The organism is Sulfitobacter maritimus, from assembly GCF_013346665.1.
GTDB lineage: Bacteria > Pseudomonadota > Alphaproteobacteria > Rhodobacterales > Rhodobacteraceae > Sulfitobacter > Sulfitobacter maritimus.
The window spans coordinates 74350-94362 of sequence record NZ_JABVBB010000028.1; the positions used below are offsets into that span (position 1 = coordinate 74350).

Genomic DNA, 20013 nt, shown 5'->3' on the forward strand with positions numbered 1-20013 from the left:
ATGAACCGCAGAAATGTAATCCTTGGCGGACTCGCCACGCTTGGTCTCGGTGGCTGGTATGCAGCAAGCACCTTCGGCAGCGGCCCTGCTGGCAGCACGGCGCTGACCCCCTTCGTCGGTGCCGCAAACGCGCAAACGTCCGACGGCGAGGTGGACACCTCCGGCATTACAGAGATGGTCATGGGGGATGAAAACGCGCCCATCACGATGATCGAATATGCGTCCTTCACCTGCCCGCATTGCGCGACCTTCCACAATGAGACCTTCAAAAAGCTGAAGGCCGATTACATCGACAGCGGCAAAGTGAAGTTCATCTACCGCGAAGTCTATTTCGACCGCTACGGTCTTTGGGCGTCGATGGTGGCGCGCTGCGGTGGACAAGAGAAGTTCTTTGGCATCGCCGATCTGATCTACAAATCGCAAAGCGAATGGACCCGCGCGGGCGAGCCTGCGGCCATCGTGGAAGAGTTGCGCAAGATCGGTCGTCTGGCCGGACTCGACAATGAAACCTTGGATGAATGTCTGAAAGATGGCGCCAAGGCCGAGGCGCTGGTGGCCTGGTACACCGAGAACGCAGAGGCCGACGACATCTCCAGCACGCCGAGCTTTGTCATCGACGGCAAGAAACAGTCCAACATGTCCTATGCCGACATGAAAGAGATCCTCGACGACGCGCTGGCGGGCTAATGACCGCCCCGCTTGCAGGACTGAAAGTCGTCGAACTGGCGCGTGTACTGGCCGGCCCTTGGGCCGGTCAGACATTGTCGGACCTTGGTTGCGAGGTGATCAAGGTGGAGAGCCCGGCGGGGGATGATACCCGTCAATGGGGCCCGCCCTTTGTCACCCGCGACGAAGATGTAAGTGCCTCATATTTCCATTCGACGAACCGGGGCAAAGCCTCTGTCACCGTGGATTTTCGCACCGAAGAGGGGCAGGCGCAGGTCAAGGAACTCTTGGCCGATGCCGATATCCTGATCGAGAATTTCAAGACCGGGGGATTGGCAAAATACGGGTTGGATTACGCCAGCCTCGCGCCGCAGTTCCCTAAGCTGATCTATTGCTCGATCACCGGCTTTGGCCACACGGGGCCATACGCGCACCGCGCGGGCTATGACTTTATCATCCAAGGCATGTCGGGGCTAATGTCGATCACCGGGGAGCCGGACGGGCAGCCGCAGAAATCCGGCATGGCGATCACCGATATTTTCACCGGGGTCTATGCCAGCACCGCTATTCTGGCCGCCGTGCATCAGCGTCACCAGACTGGCGTGGGCCAACATATCGATATGGCGCTGCTGGATTGTGCCGTCGCGATTACCGGCAATCAGGCGATGAACTATCTCACCACCGGCAAGGCACCGACACGGATGGGCAATGCGCATCCAAACCTGACGCCTTACGAAGTCTTTGAATGTGCCGATGGGCATCTGATCATCGCGACAGGCAATGACGGGCAGTACCAGCGGCTGTGCCAGTTGCTGGGGCTGGATGACATGGCCACCGCGCCGGAATACCTGAAAAACGCCGACCGGGTTGCCAACCGGCCCGAGATGATCCGCCGCTTGACCGGGGCCACACGTCTGCGCAGCCGCGATGATCTCTTGGCCGCTTGTGAGGCGCATGGCGTGCCTGCGGGGCCGATCAACGATATGGCCGATGTTATGGCCGATCCGCAGGTCGTGGCGCGGGGGATGCAGATTGAACTCGACGGCGTGCCGGGTCTGCGCTCGCCCTTTACCTTTTCGGGCGCCGATCTGTCGCTGCACCGTCCTGCGCCAAAACTTGGCGAAGACAACGACGTTTAAGGCGGTGGCAGCCTGTTCAACGCTGCATGCAGCGCATTGCCGTCGGGCAGGGACAGGCGCACCGGCAGGATCAGCACCTTAGTGCGAAAGTCCATCGGCAGGCGTACTGCGTCCTTTTCAGTCGTGACGAGCTGCGCCCCGCGCATCGCCGCCTCGGTCTCAAGCCGCAACATCAGCCGCGAGGTCAGCGGCTGGTGATCTTCCAAGGCTTCGGCGTGCAGGATCGTGGCCCCAAGCCCGCGCAGCGTGGCAAAGAATTTCTCGGGGTGGCCGATCCCTGCAAAGGCAAGCACCTGTGAATCCGACCAATCCATCCCGGTTTGTAAGGGCTTCAATTCGGCCTGCACATGGGGAAGGTCAACCTTTGGCAGTCGCGCCGCGAAGGCACGCTGCGCCGTGTCATCTCCGATAGAGAGCAGCAGATCCGCCCGCCCCAAGCCGGCAGCGACGGGTTCGCGCAATGGCCCTGCGGGCAGGCACAGCCCGTTGCCGAACCCTTTGACCGCATCCACCACCACGATGGCGAGGTCTTGGTGCAGGGCCGGGTTCTGAAACCCGTCGTCCAGCACCACCACGCTGGCCCCAGCGGCTACTGCCGCCTGCGCGCCGGTGGCGCGGTCTTTCGCAACCCAGACGTCGCAAAAGGCCGCCAGTAGCAGCGGCTCATCGCCAACATCACCCGCGCTGTGGTGCAGCGGATCAACCTGCAGTGGACCTTCGACCGTGCCGCCATAGCCACGCGAGACGACATGCGGGCGGTGGCCCCGTTCCAACAGGTGTTGCACCACTGCCATCACCGTAGGCGTCTTGCCCGTCCCGCCTGCGTTGATATTGCCCACGCAGACCACCGGCACGTCCAGCCGCACCGGGGTGCCGCTGGCCAAGCGCCGCGCGGTGGCTGCCGCATAGAGCGCGCCCAAAGGCTGCAACAGGCGTGCGCGCCAATCGGGCCGGGGCAAGTGCCAGAAATCGGGCGCGCGCATCAAGCCGCCCCCGCGATGTCATCCAGTCGGTCTTGCACCATGTCGATCACCCGGTCGGCCAGCGCGGCCCCTTCGCTGATCACGTCCCAGCCTGCATGGGCCATTGTCGCCGCCTGATCCGGCGCGATCAACCGCGAGACCGCATTGCCCAACGCCCCCGCGTCATTCACGATCCGTGCAGCACCCGCTGTCGCGAGCCGCCCATAGGAGGGCAGGTAGTGCCGAACTTTCGGCCCATAGAGCACAGCAGAACCAAGCGCTGCCGCTTCAAACGGATCGCTGCCGCCATGCCCCGCCACCAAAGAGGAGCCCAGAAAGGACACCGGCGCCACGCGAAAAAACAGCCCCCTGTCGCCCGGATCGTCGGCCACCATCACCTGTGTGGTCTCATCGGGGTAGGGGTCTTCGCCCCACCTGATGACCGTAAAGTCACGCGCCCGCGCCCGCTCAATCGCTTGATCGGCGGTGGCATAGTCATGAGCGTGCAGGATGAGCAAAAGACGGTGCGACAGGCGCAACGCCTGACGATGCGCGCTGAGTACAACGGGGATCTCTTCGGGCAACAGTTGATTGGCATACCAAACCGGACGCCCGCCCAAACAGGCTGACATATCCGCAAGGTCTGAATCAGCGCAGGGCAAGACCTCACCCCCCGCTAATAGTGCCGAGGTTGCCTCGCCTCGGTTACGGGGCAGGCCCAGTTGCAGCAGTCGGCGCAGCGCCGCGTCTGACCGGGCCAGTGTCAATTCGAAAGACGAAAGAAGCTGGCGTGTCATATCCGGCAGCCAACGATTACGGCGCCCGTCAAAGCCAGAGGTGTCCGCGTCGATCATCACCATCGGACAGCCCCGCGCGGCGGTTTCCAGAACAAGGTTGGGGTGCAACCTGCCCCAAGTCCAGATGCAGAAATCCGGCTTCCAATGGTCTAAAAACGCCGTGACATTGTCAGGATGCTCACCGGGTACGCGGACGATAAATAGGTTAGAAGTCGTGCAGGGCGGCGGATCAGAGGGGGTGGCGCTGTCGGGCAGGGTGATCAGCACCGACAGCCGCCCGCGCAGTGTCATCAACCGCTTGGCAAGGTCCAGCACGGCCAGCACATTGCCCGGCTCAGCGGCATGAAACCAAACCAGCTCGCCACCGGGGCGTGCAGGGTAGGCGGCGGCAGGCTCCGCACCGCCGCGCCGCACAAGTGCGCGATAGGCCGTCAGCCCCAGCGACCGCGCCGCCATAGGAGGTTAGCCCAGTTCTTCGGTAGGGGAGGCGGGTTTTTCCTCGTCGCGCAGACGGTGCAGATGGGCGATGAAATAGCGCATATGCGCGTTGTCGACGGTGCGATGCGCTTCGGATTTCCACGCGTCATAGGCACTGGCATAGTCAGGGAAGATGCCCACAACGTGGATGTCATCGACATTCTTAAAGGCATTCTTGGTCGGGTCGACGAGTTCGCCACCGAAAACAAGGTGCAGGCGTTGGGTCATGGTGCTGTCCTTTGATCTGTCAAAGCTACGGTGCTGTTGTCTTTGCCTAGCAGATGAGGCCCGTCACGCAAGGGCGTCGATCAAAGCCGCCTGTATCGCCGGGCCGCCCGCAACGATGCCTTCGACACGCGGATCAGCGTTGTTAAACCGCAGCGGCGCACCCTTGGCCGTGCTACAGGTGCCGCCTGCTTCGCTCACAATCAGCGTTCCGGCGGCGATGTCCCATTCCCACGTGCGGCGCAGGGTGATCATCGCGTCAAAGGAGGCATCTGCCACCAGCGCCATGCGGTAGGCGAGCGAGGGGCGGTAGCTGCGTTTAAACACCGGAGGTTCGCCGCCGTGCCAGCGTTCGGCTACCAGCGCAGGCCGTGCCGCCAGAACGGTGGCCTCGGCCAGTTCGCGCCGCGATGAACTGCGGATCGGTGTACCATTCAGCGTGGCCCCGCCGCCCCGGCAGGCGGCATAAAGCATGTCGCGCAAAGGCAGATAGACCACCGCCGCCGTCACTTCGCCAGCCTCGGCCACGGCAAGTGAATGGGCCCAGGTGTTCTCTCCGGCAACAAAGCTGCGGGTGCCGTCGATGGGGTCGATAATGAAGACGCGGTCGTGGCGCAGCCTGTCGCTGTTGTCCTCGGTTTCCTCAGACAGCCAGCCATAGTCAGGCCGTGCGCCGCGCAATTGCGAAAGCAGCAAGTCGTTCACAGCCAGATCGGCCTCGGTCACCGGGCCAGCGTTGTCCGGCTTGTCCCAGCTTTTTGCTGTCGGTCCGGCGAAACCGCAGGCGACCTCGCCCGCCGCCCGCGCGGCGGCGATCAAGAGGCTGAGGTCGTCTTTAGGCGCCGGCAAGGGTCATCCCCGGTACCAGCAACGAAGGGACCACGCGGCTCAGATGGGTCCGGGCGTCATTGGCCGGGATCAGGCTGCGCAGCATATCACGCAGGTTGCCCGCAATGGTGCATTCGTTGATCGCATGGGTGATCTCGCCGTTCTCTACCCAAAGCCCCGCTGCCCCGCGCGAGTAATCGCCAGTGTTGGGGTTGATCGTGCTGCCGATCATCGAGGTCACCAGAAGTCCGGTCCCCATCTCGCGGATCAGATCATCTCGGCTGGCGTTGCCTTGGGTGAGCGCGATGTTCCAATTCGACGGCTGTGGGCCAGAGCTTGTGCCCCGCGCCGCATTACCCGTAGGCGCCAGATCCAGCTTGCGCGCCGTGGCCAGATCAAGGGTCCACCCCTGTAGAACCCCATCCTCAACAAGGGTGCGGCGTGTGGTGGGCAGGCCTTCGGCGTCAAAGGGGCGTGAACCGGTCGCGCGGACGCGGCGAGGGTCTTCGATCAGCGAAAGCTCAGCGGGCAACACCTGCTCACCCATCGCATCGCGCAGAAACGACGCGCCGCGCGCAATCGCCTGCCCGTTGATCGCACTCAGCAAATGGCCGATGAGCGAGGACGAAACCCGTTCATCAAACAGCACCGGATAGCTTCCGGTGGGCGGTTTGCGGGCGTCCAGCCGTGCCAGAGCGCGTTCGCCTGCGCGGGTGCCGATGTCTGCCGCATCGCGCAGATCGGCCTGAAAAATCCGGCTGTCGCCGTCGTAATCACGCTCCATCCCCAAGCCGCTGCCTGCAATCGCCACGCAAGAAAGCCCGCGTTCGCTGCGCATATAGCCGCCTTCGAAACCATTGGTCGCCGCAAGGTAAATTTCCTGTGCGCCATAGCCTGCGCCCGCCGATTGCACCTGACTGACGCCCGAAACCGCGAGCGCCGCAGCTTCGGCGCGTGCGGCGTCGTCTTGCAACGCTTCGGGGCTGGGCTCGGGCGTGGGGTCGTACAACTCCAGCGCCGCGGCAGAGCGGTCGCTGGCCAATTGATCGGGGTCGGCCAACCCGGCATGTGGGTCTTCGGGCGCTTCGCGTGCCATGGCTACGGCGCGTTCGGCCATCTCATCAATGGTGCGCGATGAAGTGTCCGAGGCCGATACGTTGGCCGAGCGTTGCCCGACAAAGACCCGCAAACCGATGTCCGTGCCCTCGGCGCGTTCGGCCTGCTCCAATTGGTTATCGCGCACCTCGATAGAGACCGAAGTGGCGCTGACCGCCATGGCATCAGCGGCATTCGCCCCCGCGCGGGTGGCCGCCTGTAAAAGGGACTTGGTCAGCGCATCAAGAGCTTTGGACATGAATAGGCTCCGGTTGGTTGCAAGAGGCGTAGCCCCCTGCACCCGTCGGGGCAAGGGCAGCCGCGCAGAATTCAGGCGGGCAAAGCGGCCAGCCGCTCCCGCGCCCGCCTGTGATGTCGAGGTTATTTAATCTGCTGACCGTTGGCCAGAATGGCCCCCTCTTCGGTGAACTCGATCTTAGATTTCAACGAATCCTCGCCGCCGCCCGGCACGGTGAACAACCCGATCATCATCCGCGCACCCATGGCTTGCTCTTGCGGCAGCAGACCCATCGACACCAGTTTGTCCATCAGAGCGATGCCGCCAACCAGCGATAGGTCCAGCGCGCCCACGGGCTTGGGGAAGCCCGGAACGGTTTCCAGATCATCGTTGTCAAAGGTCAAGTCGCCCGTGCCGTTGAAGGCAGCACCGACCGCGTTGAGAGAGAGCTCATTGACCGACAATTCGTGAAGCTCAGCAGGCTCACCCTCGATTTGTGCGGTGGCGGCTTCTGGGTTCATCAGGTCAAACAACAGCTTGGCCTTGCCCGACAGATCAACCACCAAGCTCGCCGGATCGCGCGGCAGGTGGCCTGCAGGGTCAAAGATGCCCCAGATCATGTCTGACATCTTGAATTCATTCAGCGTCAGACCAAAGGCGAAGTCCTGCGGATCGTCCGACTCCAGCAGCGGCGCTTGTAGATTGAAACCGGTTTCGGCCATGCTGAACTTGATGGGGAAGGGCATCTCAGCGGCGGTGATGTCCACCGCAATCTCTTGCTGCCCGCCAGAGTAATGCAACCCCTCGGGCCCCATCTTGACGCTCAGCTTCGTGCCAGCCGAGCTTGAGATCAGGCCGAAATCGCCGTTCTCAGGGTCGGAAACCGCAACTTCGGAATTGCCCGCCCCGGCGCTAAAGCTGCCGTCCATCGCCATGCCCGCTTGCATCATCGCAGCCATATCGGCAGCATCCTCCAGCGTCGGCAAATCGCCCCCGGCCGCAAAGTCGATCAACAAGACCCCGCCTTTGAGCTTGACCGTCGCAGGCTCTTCAGGGGTGTTCATCAGCACGTCATATTGCAGGTTTCCGATTTGGCCCGTCTGCGCATAGCTACGCTGGTCGCCCACGGTCATCTCGGTCCGGCTGCGCACATCGGTGCCGATCAGGCTGAACTTGGCCTGATCTTCGCCATAGCTTTCTTCGCCTACCTTCAGCCCGGCCAGCGTGAGCGAGATCGTTTCGGCGGCATAGTCATATTGCAGCGCATCCGGGCTGCCGCTCGCGGTCAACTGGGGGCCGCTTTGGCCATAGGTCAGCACCATAGAGACAGGCTCATCGTCCGGCCCTTCAGGCGCGATATCTATCGACATGGGCATCTCTTCAGGCATGCGGATTTCGACCGCCCCATTGTCGCCCTGCACAAAGGTCAGCGTGCCCATCGACATGGAAAAACTGCCACCCTCTTCGGGCATCTGCATCCGCATGGTCACATCACTGACGGTGAGCGTATCTCCCGAAGTGCTTTCTTCGGCCTCCACCGTGTAGCCCATGTTTTCCATATATTCGCGCCAATCGCCCCAGACCTCGGCAGGGGTCAGATCGGCCCATGCCGTTTGAGAGATCAACGTGGCGGGGATGGCGAGCAGCAGCGAAGCAGAGCGAAGTCGGGACATCAGAAAAATCCTTTACGGCAAATAGTTGCGCCTAGGGTCTGCCAATCGCTGCGGCGGGTCAAGCCACGCAACACTGGACCGCAGCGCATCGGCAGATTACCACAGGCAAGGCGCAACGCACAAAGACCGCAGAAGGATCACGACGATGGATATGACGGGCAAGACAATCATGATCACCGGGGCAAGCCGGGGCATCGGTGCTGCTGCCGCGCGGGTCTTTGTGAAGGCGGGCGCGAATGTAGCCCTGCTGGCGCGGAGCCAGACAGCGCTGGCGGAACTCGCGGGCGAGCTGGGCGAACGCGCGCTTGCCATTCCTTGCGATGTCACCCGCTATGACGAGATGGCCAAAGCGGTCGAAGCAACGCAGGACGCGTTCGGCGGCGTTGACGTGCTGATCAACAATGCCGGGGTGATCGACCCGATCTCGCTCTTGGGCGAAGCTGATCCAGCCGCATGGGCGAAAGCGATCGACATCAATGTGACAGGCGTTTTCAACGGGATGCGTGCGGTCCTGCCAGAGATGAAAGCAAACGGCGGCGGCTCAATCCTGACGATTTCTTCGGGCGCAGCCCATGGCCCGGTTGAGGCATGGAGCCACTACTGCGCCTCCAAAGCGGCGGCCAATATGCTGACCCAGTGTTTGCATCACGAAGAGGGCGCAAACGGCATCCGAGCGATCGGTCTGTCGCCCGGCACGGTCGCCACGGACATGCAGCGCGATATCAAGCAAAGCGGTGTGAACCCGGTAAGCCAGTTGGATTGGGACGTGCATATCCCCGCCGATTGGCCGGCCCGTGCGCTCTTGTGGATGTGCGGCCCCGAAGCAGATCGCTTCTTGGGCGGTGAGATTTCCCTGCGTGATGAGGGCATCCGCAAGGCGGTGGGCCTGATATGATCGAGCTTGACCGCGCCGGAGAGGTCTGGACCGTCACGATCAACCGGCCCGACAAGGCCAATTCGCTGACCCGTGCCATGCTCGTCGAACTGGCGGAGATCATGGAGGCGGCGCAGACCGCACGCGTCGTGATCCTGACCGGACGCGGCAAAGTGTTCAGCGCCGGGGCCGATCTGGAAGAGGCGCGGGCCGGGCTCGCCAAATCGGACGTCTGGGAGCGGCTCTCGGGTGCGGTGGCAGCCTTGCCGGGGCTGAGCATCGCGGCGCTCAACGGGACGTTGGCCGGGGGCGCGATGGGCATGGCGCTGGCCTGTGACCTGCGTCTTGCGGCGCCAGAGGCTAAGTTCTTTTATCCGGTGATGAAATTGGGCTTTCTGCCCCAACCGTCGGACCCAGCCCGAATGGCCGCGCTGATCGGCCCTGCGCGGACCAAGCTGATCTTGATGGGCGGGCAGAAGATTACAGCGGAAGAAGCGCTGGCTTTCGGCTTGATCGACCGCATCGTGCCAAAGGATGACTTGCTCAGCCATGCCACAGCGCTTGCCGCTGACACGCTGGCAGCCGCGCCCGAGATCGCCCGCGAGATCAAGCGCATGTGCAACCCCGGCGCGGTTTAACCTATCTTTTGCGCATGCCGCCCGGCACTTTGGAGCGGAAGCCCGGCGGGCGTTTCGCAACCCAAGCCGCGAATTTTGCCAGCCGCGGATGGCTGCGCAGCGCCTCGCCGGTGTTGTAGTGGCGGGCAAGTTCCGTTTCGGTCAGCGTCGCATGGATTTCACGGTGACAGATGTGATGCATCAGCACAGTCGGCCCGCCCTTGCCACCGCGCAGCTTCGGGATCAGATGATGCAGGCTTTGCGGCACATCCGGCGGAATGGGCCGAAGGCAAAGCGGACAGGTCGGCACATCGTCTTCGTCCCTCATAGCGCCTTCCTTTCGCTTGCGTTGCACAACCCCGGCAGGCAAGAGAATGTGGCAATCCACGCCACAGGCAAGAGGAACCGTCACATGAACCGCGCCAGAACAGCACAGCGCAAGGTGCCCGCATGACCCGCGCGCTGGTGATCGGCGGCGGGCCTGCTGGGCTGATGGCGGCAGAGGCGATGGCGGAGGCGGGGCTGTCTGTGACCCTATGTGAGGGCAAGCCTTCGGTCGGGCGCAAGTTCTTGATGGCGGGTAAATCGGGGTTGAACCTGACCAAAGCCGAGCCGTTTGATCCCTTCCTTACCGCCTTTGAAGAAGCCGCGCCGATGTTGCGCCCGATTTTGCAGGCCTTCGACGCGCAGGCGGTTCAGGCTTGGGCCGAAGGCTTGGGCCAAGAAGTTTTCACCGGCTCCACCGGCCGCGTCTTTCCCCGCTCGATGAAGGCATCGCCACTGTTGCGGGCGTGGCTCGCACGGTTGGCAGCGCAGAATGTTCAGATCAACACGCGCTGGCAGTGGCAAGGCTGGGACGGCGATGCGCTTGTTTTCGATACGCCCGATGGCCTGCAGCAGATCACGCCAGACGTGACCGTGCTGGCGCTCGGCGGGGCGAGTTGGTCACGGCTTGGGGCGACAGGGGAATGGGCGGCTTTGCTGGATGAACGCGGCGTGCCGTTGCGTAGCTTTGCCCCCGCGAATGTTGGTCTGCTGGTCGATTGGTCCGCGCATATGGCGCGGCATTTCGGGGCGGCACTGAAAGGCGTGGCATGGTCGGCTGGCCGCTACCACTCACGCGGGGAGGCGGTGATCTCAGCCAAAGGGCTGGAGGGCGGCGGCATCTATTCGGTCTCGCGCGGGTTGCGGGACGGGCATGGGTTGGTGCTGGATTTATTGCCTGACCTGCGCGTCAGCGATGTTGCGGCCCGTCTGGCAAAACCTCGTGGCAAGGACAGTCTGGCGAACCGCCTGCGCAAGGCGCTCAAACTCAGCTCCGCGCAGATCGCGCTTTTGCAGGAAATGGCGCGCCCTTTGCCGCAGGAGGCAGAGACCTTGGCGCAGGTGCTGAAGGCTTTGCCGATCACCCACAACGGGCTGCGCCCGATGGATGAGGCGATTTCAACAGCGGGCGGTGTGCGCTTTGAAGCGCTGGATCAGGGGCTGATGCTGCGCGACATGCCGGGGGTTTTCGTAGCGGGTGAGATGCTGGATTGGGAAGCGCCGACAGGCGGTTACCTGATCAACGGCTGTCTGGCGACCGGACACTGGGCCGGACGCCATGCTGTTGAGTGGGCGCAGCGTTAACCGTTTTCTTTGGCCATCGCGGCCACAAAAGCCGGACGCTCGCGCAGGGATTTTGCCCAAAGGTTCAGCTTGTCATCCACGCGCGGAAAGTTCGCGCCGATTGACCAATTGATGCAATGCACGGCCAGCAAGTCCGGCAGGGTGATCTGCTCGCCCATCAAAAAAGGTCCGTCGAGGCGGTCCGACAGGGTCTTGGCCGCGCGTTCGAACTCGGCCTTCAGACTATCTTTGATCGCAGGCACACGCGCTTCTTCGGGGAAGATGAAACTATGTTTCGCCGCAGCCCACAGGATCGCATCGAACTCGTCGATCAGCCAAAAGGTCATCGCATCCTGCCGCGCACGCGCTGGCGTGCCAGCGGGCGCGGTGAGCTGACCGTGTTTATCGGCCAAATAGGTCATGATCGCAGTGGAATCGGTCAGCACCTCATCGCCGTCCAGCAGCGCGGGGATCTTGCCTGAAGGGTTGTACTTGCGCGCCTCTTCCGAGCGCGGCGCGGCGGGGTTCAGCGCGTAGGGTTGGCCCAATTCTTCGAGCATCCACATGACGCGAAAAGCGCGGGATTTGGTGCCGCCGATGACTGTGTACATTAGATTTCCTCTCCCAGAATCAACGTTGTGCGCCCAGCATGGCAAGGCGGATAAAGGCGCGTTCGACCAAGGCCAGCGCCGGGGCGTGCTGCCCGGCAGAACGCAACTTGAGGTCGGTCTCCGTGAGCACCGCAAGCGCCGTTTCCAACTTTACCGCGCCCCAGTTGCGGGCTTGGCGCATGGCGCGGTCGCGGTCGCGCACGCCATAGATCGGCGCCCCGGGGTTGGCGGCAATGCGGTAGAGCGTGCGGAAGTGACGGGTGGCCATGATGGTCAGGGTCACTGGGTTCACGCCTTGGCCTTGCAGTTTGCTCATCACCGGGCCGATCTCAGCGGTGCGGGTTTCGGCCACGACATGAAGGATGTCATCCACCTCGGCTTCGGTCGAGGTGGGGGCGCAGGCGGCGATGTCATCCAGGCCGATGGGGGTGGAATCACCCAGCTTATAAAGCGAGATCTTTTCCAGCGTCTGGCGGAAATCGCCGGGGTCGAGCGTGCGGGCTAGATCGGTCAGGGCGGCCATGGCGTCGGCCTCGGGCGTGAGGCCCGCATCTTTGAGCATCTGTTCGATTTCAGCCCGGTCAGGCGGATTGTCATAGATCGCGGTGGCATAGGCGTTGGGGTGGCTTTCAAAGGCCTTGAGCACCTTTGACGTCCTTTTCAGATCGCCCGCGGTGACAATGATCTGCGCGTCACCGGGTTGCCAGTCTTTCAGGGCGTCGAGCAGAATTTTGGCGATATTGTCATTCGCCTCTTCCACCAGCGCGGCACGCGGGCCGGGGAAGAACCCGACCGCCTTGATCGCGTCCAGCAACATCGCCGGGTCGCGGCGCAATTCGCTGGCGGGCATACGGCTAAGACGCATTTCCTCTTCGGCATTAGCGCCGAGCAGGTTTTTTAGAAACTCCTGCCGTTTCAGTGCCACACGCATGGCGTCACTACCATAGATCAACAGCCCCGTCCGCGCGGGATCAGGCCGTGCGAAATAGGGCTTTGCGTCGCGCGGGGTCAGTTTCATTGTGGCAAGTCAGCCGCGTAAAGACGGCGCACCACAAGGTCCGCCAAGATCCCCATCAGCCGTTCCTGCGCGTCCAACTTGGCCGCGCGGGTGGCGACGGTGGTGCCGGTGGCAGAATAGCCGGTAAAGCTTTCGACCTTGCCGGAGGTCACGATCTGGCCGCTGTCAAGGTCGCGCAGGGCATAGGCGGTGGTGCCAAGCAGGTTGTAGCGCCTTGTGTTGCCTTCGCTGTCAATCGCCAGCCCGTCTTCGGTTGTAGTGGTGGTCAGCGCCAGCCCCCAATTCGGCGTAGCCGCGCGGCCCAACTGGCTTTCCACTTCGCGCACCAGAAAATAGCCAAAGCGGTCTTCGGGCGCGTCTACCAGCACGCGGTTTTGCAGGGCCGTCCCCGCGCCGCCGGGGCCATAGACCGGCTCGAACCCGCAGGCGGCAAGCGCCAGCAGGGGCAAAGCCAGCAGGAAACGGCGGCGCGAGGGGGTGGGTTTAGGCAACGACATTCACAATCCGTCCGGGCACGACGATGACCTTTTTCGGTGCGGCCCCGTCCAGCGTTCGAATGACAGCTTCATGTGCCAGCGCGACTTTTTCAACCTCTTCCTTCGCCATGTCGGCAGGCACCTGAATTTCCGCCCGGCGCTTGCCGTTGATCTGGATCGGCAGGGTCACCGTGTCATCGACCAGCATCGCCTCGTCGGCCTTGGGCCAAGGCGCGTTGACGATTAGCCCTTCGCCGCCTTGTTTCGCCCAGATGTCTTCGGACAGATGCGGGGTCATGGGCGACATCAATTGCGCCAGCGTCATAATCGCCTCGCGCTGCGCGGCGTAGCCCGCCTTGGATTTCTGCAAGGTGGCAGTGAATGCATAGAGCTTGGCAATGGCAGCGTTAAAGCCAAAGGACTCCACGCCCATCGTCACGTCATGGATCGTCTTGTGCATCGCGCGCAGCAGGTCTTCGTCGCCAGTGCCTGCCGCCTCGCGGTCCATCTCGCTCACGCGGTCGCAGATGTTCCACACCCGGGAGAGGTGTTTGTAAGACGCCTCGGCACCGCTAGCGGTCCATTCCACGTCCCGCTCAGGGGGCGAATCGGACAGCACAAACCAACGCGCGGTGTCCGCGCCGTAGTTCGAGATAATGTGCAGCGGGTCGACGACGTTTTTCTTGGACTTCGACATTTTGGCGGAGGGGATGATCTCCACCTCGGTGCCGTCTGCCAGCTTACCATCGGTCACGTCTTCGGGCAGGTGATAGACCGGGCGGCCATTGGCGTCGCGGGTCTGGTAGATTTCATGCGTCACCATGCCTTGAGTAAACAGCGCGTCGAAAGGCTCGGCCGCGCCCTCGGGCAGGTGGCCTGTGATCTGCATGGCCCGGGCAAAGAAGCGGGCGTAGAGCAGGTGCAGAATCGCATGTTCAATGCCGCCGATATATTGATCGACGTTCATCCAATATTCCGCGTCTTCCATGACCGTCGGCGTGTCTGCACGCGGCGCGGTGAAACGGGCGTAGTACCACGAGGAGTCTACGAAAGTGTCCATCGTGTCGGTCTCGCGCAGGGCATCCTTGCCACAGGCGGGGCAGGCGCAGTTGCGCCATGTCGGGTGGCGGTCGAGCGGGTTGCCGGGGGTGTCAAAGCTGACGTCATAGGGCAGCTCAATCGGCAGGTTCTCTTTCTTCTCCGGCACCACGCCGCAATCGTCGCAATGCACGACCGGGATCGGGCAGCCCCAGTAGCGCTGGCGCGAGAGGCCCCAGTCGCGCAGGCGGTATTTGGTGACGCCGTGACCGATGCCATTTTCCTCGCAAAAGGCGATGGCGGCGTCGACGGCTTCTTCGCCGGTCTGCCATTGGTCGCCTGCGAAGCCACGGTTATAGAACACCTTTTCGGTTTTTGGCGGCACATAGGCTTCCGCCAGTTCGGGCGAGGCATCCTCGGACGGTAGGAAGGTCGAGATGATCGGCAGATCGTATTTGGTCGCGAAATCGAAATCACGCTGGTCGTGGCCAGGGCAGCCAAAGATCGCGCCGGTGCCGTAATCCATCAGGATGAAGTTGGCGATATAGACGGGCAGTTCATGCGCCGTATCGAAGGGGTGCCGTACGCGAATGCCGGTGTCGTAACCCAGTTTCTCGGCGGTCTCAATCGCCTCTTCTGTGGTGCCGCCCTTGCGACATTCGGCGCAGAAGGCGGCGACGGCTTCGTCGTCGCGCTCCAACGTCTTGGCCAGCGGGTGGTCGGGCGAGATGCCGATAAAGGACGCGCCCAGCAGCGTGTCGGGGCGGGTGGTATAGACCTCGATCCGGTCGAAACCTTCCGGCGCTTCGATGGTGGAAAAGGCAAACTGCAACCCGCGCGACTTGCCGATCCAATTGGCCTGCATCAGCTTCACCTTGGCGGGCCAGTTGTCGAGGCTGTCGAGGGCCGAGAGCAACTCTTCGGAGTGGTCGGAAATCTTGAAGAACCACTGCGTCAGCTCGCGCCGCTCCACTGGGGCGCCAGAGCGCCAGCCGCAGCCGTTCTCGACCTGCTCGTTGGCCAGCACGGTCATGTCGACCGGGTCCCAGTTCACCACGGCGTTCTTGCGGTAGACGAGACCTTCTTTGAGGAAGTCGAGGAACAGCGCCTGCTGCTGGCCGTAGTAGCCCGGATGGCAGGTGGCGATCTCACGCGACCAGTCAATCGACAGGCCGAGCGGCTTCATCTGCTCTTTCATAGTGGCGATGTTGTCATAGGTCCAATCCGCCGGGTGGCCGCCAATGGCCATGGCAGCGTTCTCGGCAGGCATGCCGAATGCGTCCCAGCCCATCGGGTGCAGCACGTTATGCCCGGTGGCGATCTTGTAGCGCGCGATCATGTCGCCCATGGTGTAGTTGCGCACGTGGCCCATGTGGATGCGGCCCGAAGGGTAGGGGAACATCTCAAGCACATAGTATTTCGGCTTGTCGGCCTTGCGGGTGGCCTGAAAGACGCCATCCTTTTCCCAGGCTTGCTGCCAGCGGGTTTCGATCTCGGCGGGGGTATAGCGGGGCATGACGGGGACCTTATGACATGAAAAACGCCGGGCTGCTGCTTTCACAAGGCCCGGCGTTGAAAACGTGTTGCGTTCAGCGGGCTTAGAACTTGCTGTCAGCGATGCGCATCTCGCGCGCTCGGCTGAGGATCGCATCCTCCACCGCGCGAGAGGTGGCCTTGGCGACAGGGCGCCCACCGCTGGATTGCAGCGCGACATTGAGCGAGCGTGCATCTAGTGCCGGATCGTCGATCAGCACCGTGGCGCGATACGCTTGGCCACCGCCGGGCGGGGTGCCGTAGCCTGTGACGATAACACCGGTGAAAGGATCGACCGATTGCACCGGCAGGAAGTTCAGCACTTCAAGCGACGCCGACCAGAGGTATTTGTTCACGGAAACACTGGTGTCGGCGTTTCCCCGGTTAAAGATCGACCAAATCGTATTCTCGGGGTTGGTCTCAATGTTGTTGGGGTTGTTGGAATTGGTGTACTGATCCGGCCGTTCCGTGGCAGGGCTACCAAAGCCCCCACCACAGGCGGCAAGCGCGCTGAGCGCCAGAACGGAGATCGCCATCTTGCAAGCGGTACGAAGGGCCATTGCAGCTTTCCTTTGCCTGTTTGCGCTCCGGTCTATCCAAGCAAGCCCTTATCGGCAAGGTCTATGTCGGGTCTGCGTTCCACGGCTGAACCGAGGCAAATACGGCCTAACCCGGTGTCTGGTCGGAAAAACTGTGGCATAGCTGCACCAACCATGGCGACATTGAGAGGGAAGGCTGCGTGAACCTTGCCAAGTGCAGGTCATCGGGGGCAAACAGCCTTCATACCCTTACCGGATTCCCCGGTCTGGGCATATGAATTCAAACCGAGGGAAAACTCATGAAAAAAGTTCTCTTCGCTACAACAGCCCTGGTTGCGACCGCCGGCGTTGCAGCAGCAGACGTTACATTCGGTGGCTACGGCCGCTTTGGTATCAAGTATGATGAAACCGGTTCCGCAACTGGTGGCAGCACGACTGATCTTACCAGCCGCTTCCGTTTGCAGATCGATGCGACTGCTGAATCCGATGCAGGCGTTGTTGTCGGTGCTCGCGCCCGTATTCAAGCTGACGGCAACGGCACCACCAACGGTGTTGGCGCTGATTTTAACGGCGTTCGTTACTTCGCACGCTCCGGTGGCTTTGAAGTTGGCGTTGGCAACATCTTCGGTGCTCTGGAATCCATGCCAGGTCAGTACCCGATCGACCTTGGCCTGACCGGTTTGGGTTATGACTACACCGTATTCAATGACCGTGGTGATCAGTACAGCTCCACAGGTGACGGCGCTCCGAACGGTGTTGAAGTTCTGTACTCCGCTGGCGATCTGGCGGTTCACGTGTCGGCTTCCGACCAAAACGACCGCGTTGCTGGTTACGTTGCTTACACATGGAGCGGCTGGACCTTCGCAGTTGGCGGTCAAGACTCTGATAGCGCCCGTGACACTGAGTGGACCGCGTCCGCTGGTGGTTCCTTTGGTATCGCAGACGTGACTTTGGCCTATGCTGACAACGGCATCGGCGGTGACCGTGTCGTTCTGGCCGCGCGTTTTGACGTGGGCGCAGCAACAGACGTAGAAGTCTATGTTGCTGATAATAGTGGTGCAACTGAAACGGGTGTTGCAAACGACACTGGCTACGGTATCGACTTCAACCACGACCTGGGTGGCGGTGTTTCGCTGCGTGGTGGTGTTGCTCAGCGGATCAGCGGCAACACACAGGCCGACATGGGTGTTCGCTTCAACTTCTAAGTTGAACGACATACTCTGACTATTGGGGCAGGCCATTCGGTCTGCCCCTTTTCTTTTGCACGGTGCTGGTGTTTTCTGCGCGTTGCATAAGGAGACCCCACCATGAGCCTAAGCGACATTCACGACCGTATTGCCAAAGCCGAAGCCAGCGCAGGCCGCGCGGCGGGATCGGTCAGGCTGATCGCGGTAAGCAAAGTGCAGCCTAATGCCCGGGTACGGGACGTCTTGGAGCAGGGTCAGCGCTGCTTTGGTGAAAACCGTGTGCAAGAAGCTGCGGGCAAATGGCCTGGCTTTCGCGAAGAGTTTGAAGGTATTGACCTCCACCTGATCGGCCCGTTGCAAACCAACAAAGCGCGGCAGGCGATGGAATTGGCGGATGCCATTCACACAATCGACCGTCCCAAACTTGCGAAAACAATTGCGCGTCTGGCGCAGGAGATGGGCCGCTGTCCTGACCTTTTTATTCAGGTGAACACCGGCGAAGAAGAGCAGAAGGCCGGCGTGCTGCCGCGGGAAGCGGACGGGTTTATCGCTGAATGTCGCGGGCTTGACCTGCCGGTAAAGGGACTCATGTGCATCCCCCCGGTGGATGAGGCACCGTCGCTGCATTTCGCGTTGTTGGCTAAGATCGCCGCACGCAATGATCTGACCGGCCTGTCGATGGGCATGAGCGGAGACTTTGAGCAAGCCATCGCCCTCGGCGCGACCCATGTGCGGGTTGGCTCTGCCATTTTTGGGGAACGGGTTAACGAATAATCAGGCGTGTGGCCGGGCCAATCTGTGTCGCGATCTCGTGCAGGTCACTTCGCGAGAAGGCTACACAGCCCTCGGTCGGGTAGCCCGGTCGCCGCCATTGATGGATGAAAATCGCCGAGCCGCGTTCGGCTTCAGCATCTGGCCAGTTCCAATCGGTCAGGATCACCAGATCGTAAAGTGGGTCGGCCCTGCGTAGCGCTTCGTGGCTATGGGCGTAGGGCGCGCGGACACGGTGGTTGTAATCGGGCTGCCCGCTCGCGTCTGACCATAGATCACCCGGCAGGATCGGCTGGGCCCAAGCGCTCGGCGCGGGGATGCGATCAGGTCGGTAGAGCATCCCCACCAAGCGATGCACCCCACGCGGTGTGGCGCCGTCCCCTTCGCGTTTGCGATCCGTCAGCCCGCCCTTGCCAATGCTACAGGCGTAGCGCCGCCCGCGAAACCGCAGCCCCGTCGGAGTCAGAACCATATCATTCAGGGTCACAGTAAATGCCCCGACTTGGCAGCCTTGGTCGCCAGATAGGCGCTGTTGTGACGGTTTTCGCCCACCGCGAGCGGCACCCGTTCGGCGACGGTGATGCCGCTTTGCTCCATCATACCCACTTTGCGCGGGTTGTTGGTCAGCAGGCGCACCGCAGAAAATCCCATCGAGCGCAGGATGTCGGCGCCAAGCCGGAAGTCGCGCTCGTCATCTTCAAACCCCAAACGGTGATTGGCCTCGACCGTGTCAAACCCCTGATCCTGCAGCGAATAGGCGCGCATTTTATTGGCAAGGCCGATGCCGCGCCCCTCTTGGTTGAGGTAGAGCAACACGCCGTTGCCTTCGCCCCCCATCTGCGCCAACGCGGCGCGAAGCTGCGGGCCGCAGTCGCATTTCAGGCTGCCCATCAGATCGCCTGTAAAGCAGGCGGAATGCAAACGACAGAGGACTGGCGTGTTGCGGGCAGGGCGGCCGATCTCGATAGCGTAATGCTCTTCACCGCCGTCCTCGGGGCGGAAGATATGTAGCCGCCCGGCCTCCGACACCTCCATCGGCAAGCGGGCGTTGACCACCGGGTGCAAGGCACTGCGCCGTGCCAGAACGGGGGCTGCGGCGGTGAGGTCAATCAGTGTCAGCCCATGTTGACGCGCGAAGTCCGCGCCCTGCGGCAGGTCAAGCACCAGTGCCGCAGGCAGCATCCGCGCAGCCTTGACCAGATCAATCGCCGCTTGATGCGCCGCCGTGTCGCCGCCGCGTGCCGTTTTCAGCGGGCCTTTCATCGGTGCGCGCAGATCGTCTGCCGGGTCAGCGATGCTCTGCACCCATCCGGGGGTGGCCCCCGGTGGCAACAGGACACGCGCAAGGCCACCGTCATAGGCCCGCGCTTTGAGGGTTTCCGCCCGCCGCGCAGTGATCGCCAAGACCGGAGCGCCGCCCAAGGCCAGAACATCCGCCAGCCGCTGCGCTGTCAGCGTCTCGGCTGCCAAGACCAACGCGGCTTGGCCTTTGTCCTCCAGCACCACGGGCACGCCCATGCGCAGGTCTGCCCGCGCACGCGCAAGCTGTTCGGTAATGTCGGGGGCGAAACTCATAATCTGTTGCAACTCCGCGGAGGCTTTCAATGTTATCTAAGATATTCGACAGGGAATTGAAACATT

The 20013-nt window shown here is 62.2% G+C and carries 21 protein-coding genes; 7 read left to right on the plus strand and 14 right to left on the minus strand.

The window, feature by feature from the left end; translation table 11 throughout:
• Both HTT03_RS08495 and HTT03_RS08500 read left to right on the plus strand, forming a co-directional pair.
• On the plus strand, positions 1-687 hold the full coding sequence (locus HTT03_RS08495) for a DsbA family protein (RefSeq protein WP_174859418.1): 687 nt from the start codon (positions 1-3) through the stop codon (positions 685-687).
• The gene (locus HTT03_RS08500; RefSeq protein WP_174859419.1) at positions 687-1805 is read left to right on the plus strand and encodes a CaiB/BaiF CoA transferase family protein; all 1119 of its coding nucleotides are present in this window, start codon (positions 687-689) and stop codon (positions 1803-1805) included. The genes HTT03_RS08495 and HTT03_RS08500 overlap by 1 nt, the downstream gene beginning before the upstream one ends.
• On the opposite strand, the gene lpxK is transcribed toward HTT03_RS08500, so the two are convergent.
• From lpxK to HTT03_RS08530, 6 genes are all read right to left on the minus strand, one after another.
• Positions 1802-2788, minus strand: coding sequence for a tetraacyldisaccharide 4'-kinase (lpxK, locus tag HTT03_RS08505; RefSeq protein ID WP_174859420.1), 987 nt, complete (start codon positions 2786-2788; stop codon positions 1802-1804). The two genes, HTT03_RS08500 and lpxK, sit on opposite strands and share 4 nt — an antisense overlap.
• Positions 2788-4020: a 3-deoxy-D-manno-octulosonic acid transferase gene (locus HTT03_RS08510; RefSeq protein ID WP_174859421.1), complete on the minus strand. Its 1233-nt coding sequence runs from the start codon at positions 4018-4020 to the stop codon at positions 2788-2790. Before HTT03_RS08510 ends, lpxK begins: the two co-directional genes overlap by 1 nt.
• 6 nt (positions 4021-4026) lie before the next feature.
• Positions 4027-4269, minus strand: a complete 243-nt coding sequence (locus HTT03_RS08515; protein WP_174859422.1) for a DUF4170 domain-containing protein — start codon at positions 4267-4269, stop codon at positions 4027-4029.
• A 63-nt stretch (positions 4270-4332) separates the two neighbouring features.
• Entirely contained in the window at positions 4333-5115 is a 783-nt protein-coding gene (locus HTT03_RS08520) for an inositol monophosphatase family protein (RefSeq protein WP_174859423.1), read from the minus strand.
• Positions 5102-6448, minus strand: coding sequence for a TldD/PmbA family protein (locus tag HTT03_RS08525; RefSeq protein ID WP_174859424.1), 1347 nt, complete (start codon positions 6446-6448; stop codon positions 5102-5104). The genes HTT03_RS08520 and HTT03_RS08525 overlap by 14 nt, the downstream gene beginning before the upstream one ends.
• Positions 6449-6570: 122 nt before the next feature.
• On the minus strand, positions 6571-8100 hold the full coding sequence (locus HTT03_RS08530; protein ID WP_174859425.1) for a DUF2125 domain-containing protein: 1530 nt from the start codon (positions 8098-8100) through the stop codon (positions 6571-6573).
• Between the two features lie 145 nt (positions 8101-8245).
• Here HTT03_RS08530 and HTT03_RS08535 point away from each other — a divergent pair, with 145 nt between their 5' ends.
• Both HTT03_RS08535 and HTT03_RS08540 read left to right on the plus strand, forming a co-directional pair.
• Positions 8246-8995 carry an SDR family oxidoreductase gene (locus tag HTT03_RS08535; RefSeq protein WP_174859426.1) on the plus strand — a complete coding sequence of 250 codons (750 nt, stop codon included), beginning with the start codon at positions 8246-8248 and terminating at the stop codon, positions 8993-8995.
• A complete protein-coding gene (locus HTT03_RS08540; RefSeq protein ID WP_174859427.1) occupies positions 8992-9612 on the plus strand; it encodes an enoyl-CoA hydratase/isomerase family protein in 621 nt (206 codons plus the stop codon). Before HTT03_RS08535 ends, HTT03_RS08540 begins: the two co-directional genes overlap by 4 nt.
• A gap of 1 nt (position 9613) precedes the next feature.
• Here the strand turns inward: HTT03_RS08540 and HTT03_RS08545 are convergent, their stop codons facing one another.
• Positions 9614-9919 carry an HNH endonuclease gene (locus tag HTT03_RS08545; protein WP_174859428.1) on the minus strand — a complete coding sequence of 102 codons (306 nt, stop codon included), beginning with the start codon at positions 9917-9919 and terminating at the stop codon, positions 9614-9616.
• Positions 9920-10041: 122 nt separating this feature from the next.
• Here HTT03_RS08545 and HTT03_RS08550 point away from each other — a divergent pair, with 122 nt between their 5' ends.
• The gene (locus HTT03_RS08550) at positions 10042-11220 is read left to right on the plus strand and encodes a TIGR03862 family flavoprotein (protein WP_174859429.1); all 1179 of its coding nucleotides are present in this window, start codon (positions 10042-10044) and stop codon (positions 11218-11220) included.
• On the opposite strand, the gene HTT03_RS08555 is transcribed toward HTT03_RS08550, so the two are convergent.
• From HTT03_RS08555 to HTT03_RS08575, 5 genes are all read right to left on the minus strand, one after another.
• Positions 11217-11810, minus strand: a complete 594-nt coding sequence (locus HTT03_RS08555) for a glutathione S-transferase family protein (RefSeq protein WP_174859430.1) — start codon at positions 11808-11810, stop codon at positions 11217-11219. The genes HTT03_RS08550 and HTT03_RS08555 overlap by 4 nt on opposite strands.
• Before the next feature lie 19 nt (positions 11811-11829).
• Positions 11830-12828 carry a DNA polymerase III subunit delta gene (holA, locus tag HTT03_RS08560; RefSeq protein ID WP_174859431.1) on the minus strand — a complete coding sequence of 333 codons (999 nt, stop codon included), beginning with the start codon at positions 12826-12828 and terminating at the stop codon, positions 11830-11832.
• Positions 12825-13325: an LPS assembly lipoprotein LptE gene (lptE, locus tag HTT03_RS08565; RefSeq protein ID WP_174859432.1), complete on the minus strand. Its 501-nt coding sequence runs from the start codon at positions 13323-13325 to the stop codon at positions 12825-12827. The genes holA and lptE overlap by 4 nt, the downstream gene beginning before the upstream one ends.
• Positions 13312-15858, minus strand: a complete 2547-nt coding sequence (leuS, locus tag HTT03_RS08570) for a leucine--tRNA ligase (RefSeq protein ID WP_174859433.1) — start codon at positions 15856-15858, stop codon at positions 13312-13314. The genes lptE and leuS overlap by 14 nt, the downstream gene beginning before the upstream one ends.
• A gap of 82 nt (positions 15859-15940) precedes the next feature.
• Positions 15941-16435 (minus strand): DUF3576 domain-containing protein, encoded by a 495-nt coding sequence (locus HTT03_RS08575; protein WP_174859434.1) that lies wholly within the window; start codon positions 16433-16435, stop codon positions 15941-15943.
• A 278-nt stretch (positions 16436-16713) separates the two neighbouring features.
• Between HTT03_RS08575 and HTT03_RS08580 the strand changes: the two genes are divergently transcribed.
• Together HTT03_RS08580 and HTT03_RS08585 are read left to right on the plus strand one after the other, a co-directional pair.
• The gene (locus HTT03_RS08580) at positions 16714-17619 is read left to right on the plus strand and encodes a porin (RefSeq protein WP_174859435.1); all 906 of its coding nucleotides are present in this window, start codon (positions 16714-16716) and stop codon (positions 17617-17619) included.
• Between the two features lie 102 nt (positions 17620-17721).
• The gene (locus HTT03_RS08585) at positions 17722-18375 is read left to right on the plus strand and encodes a YggS family pyridoxal phosphate-dependent enzyme (RefSeq protein ID WP_174859436.1); all 654 of its coding nucleotides are present in this window, start codon (positions 17722-17724) and stop codon (positions 18373-18375) included.
• On the opposite strand, the gene HTT03_RS08590 is transcribed toward HTT03_RS08585, so the two are convergent.
• Complete coding sequence (locus HTT03_RS08590; RefSeq protein ID WP_174859437.1) at positions 18365-18859, minus strand: L,D-transpeptidase family protein; 495 nt, start codon at positions 18857-18859, stop codon at positions 18365-18367. The genes HTT03_RS08585 and HTT03_RS08590 overlap by 11 nt on opposite strands.
• Positions 18856-19947: a GTP cyclohydrolase II gene (gene ribA / locus HTT03_RS08595; RefSeq protein ID WP_174859438.1), complete on the minus strand. Its 1092-nt coding sequence runs from the start codon at positions 19945-19947 to the stop codon at positions 18856-18858. The genes HTT03_RS08590 and ribA overlap by 4 nt, the downstream gene beginning before the upstream one ends.
• Between the last annotated feature and the right edge of the window lie 66 nt (positions 19948-20013).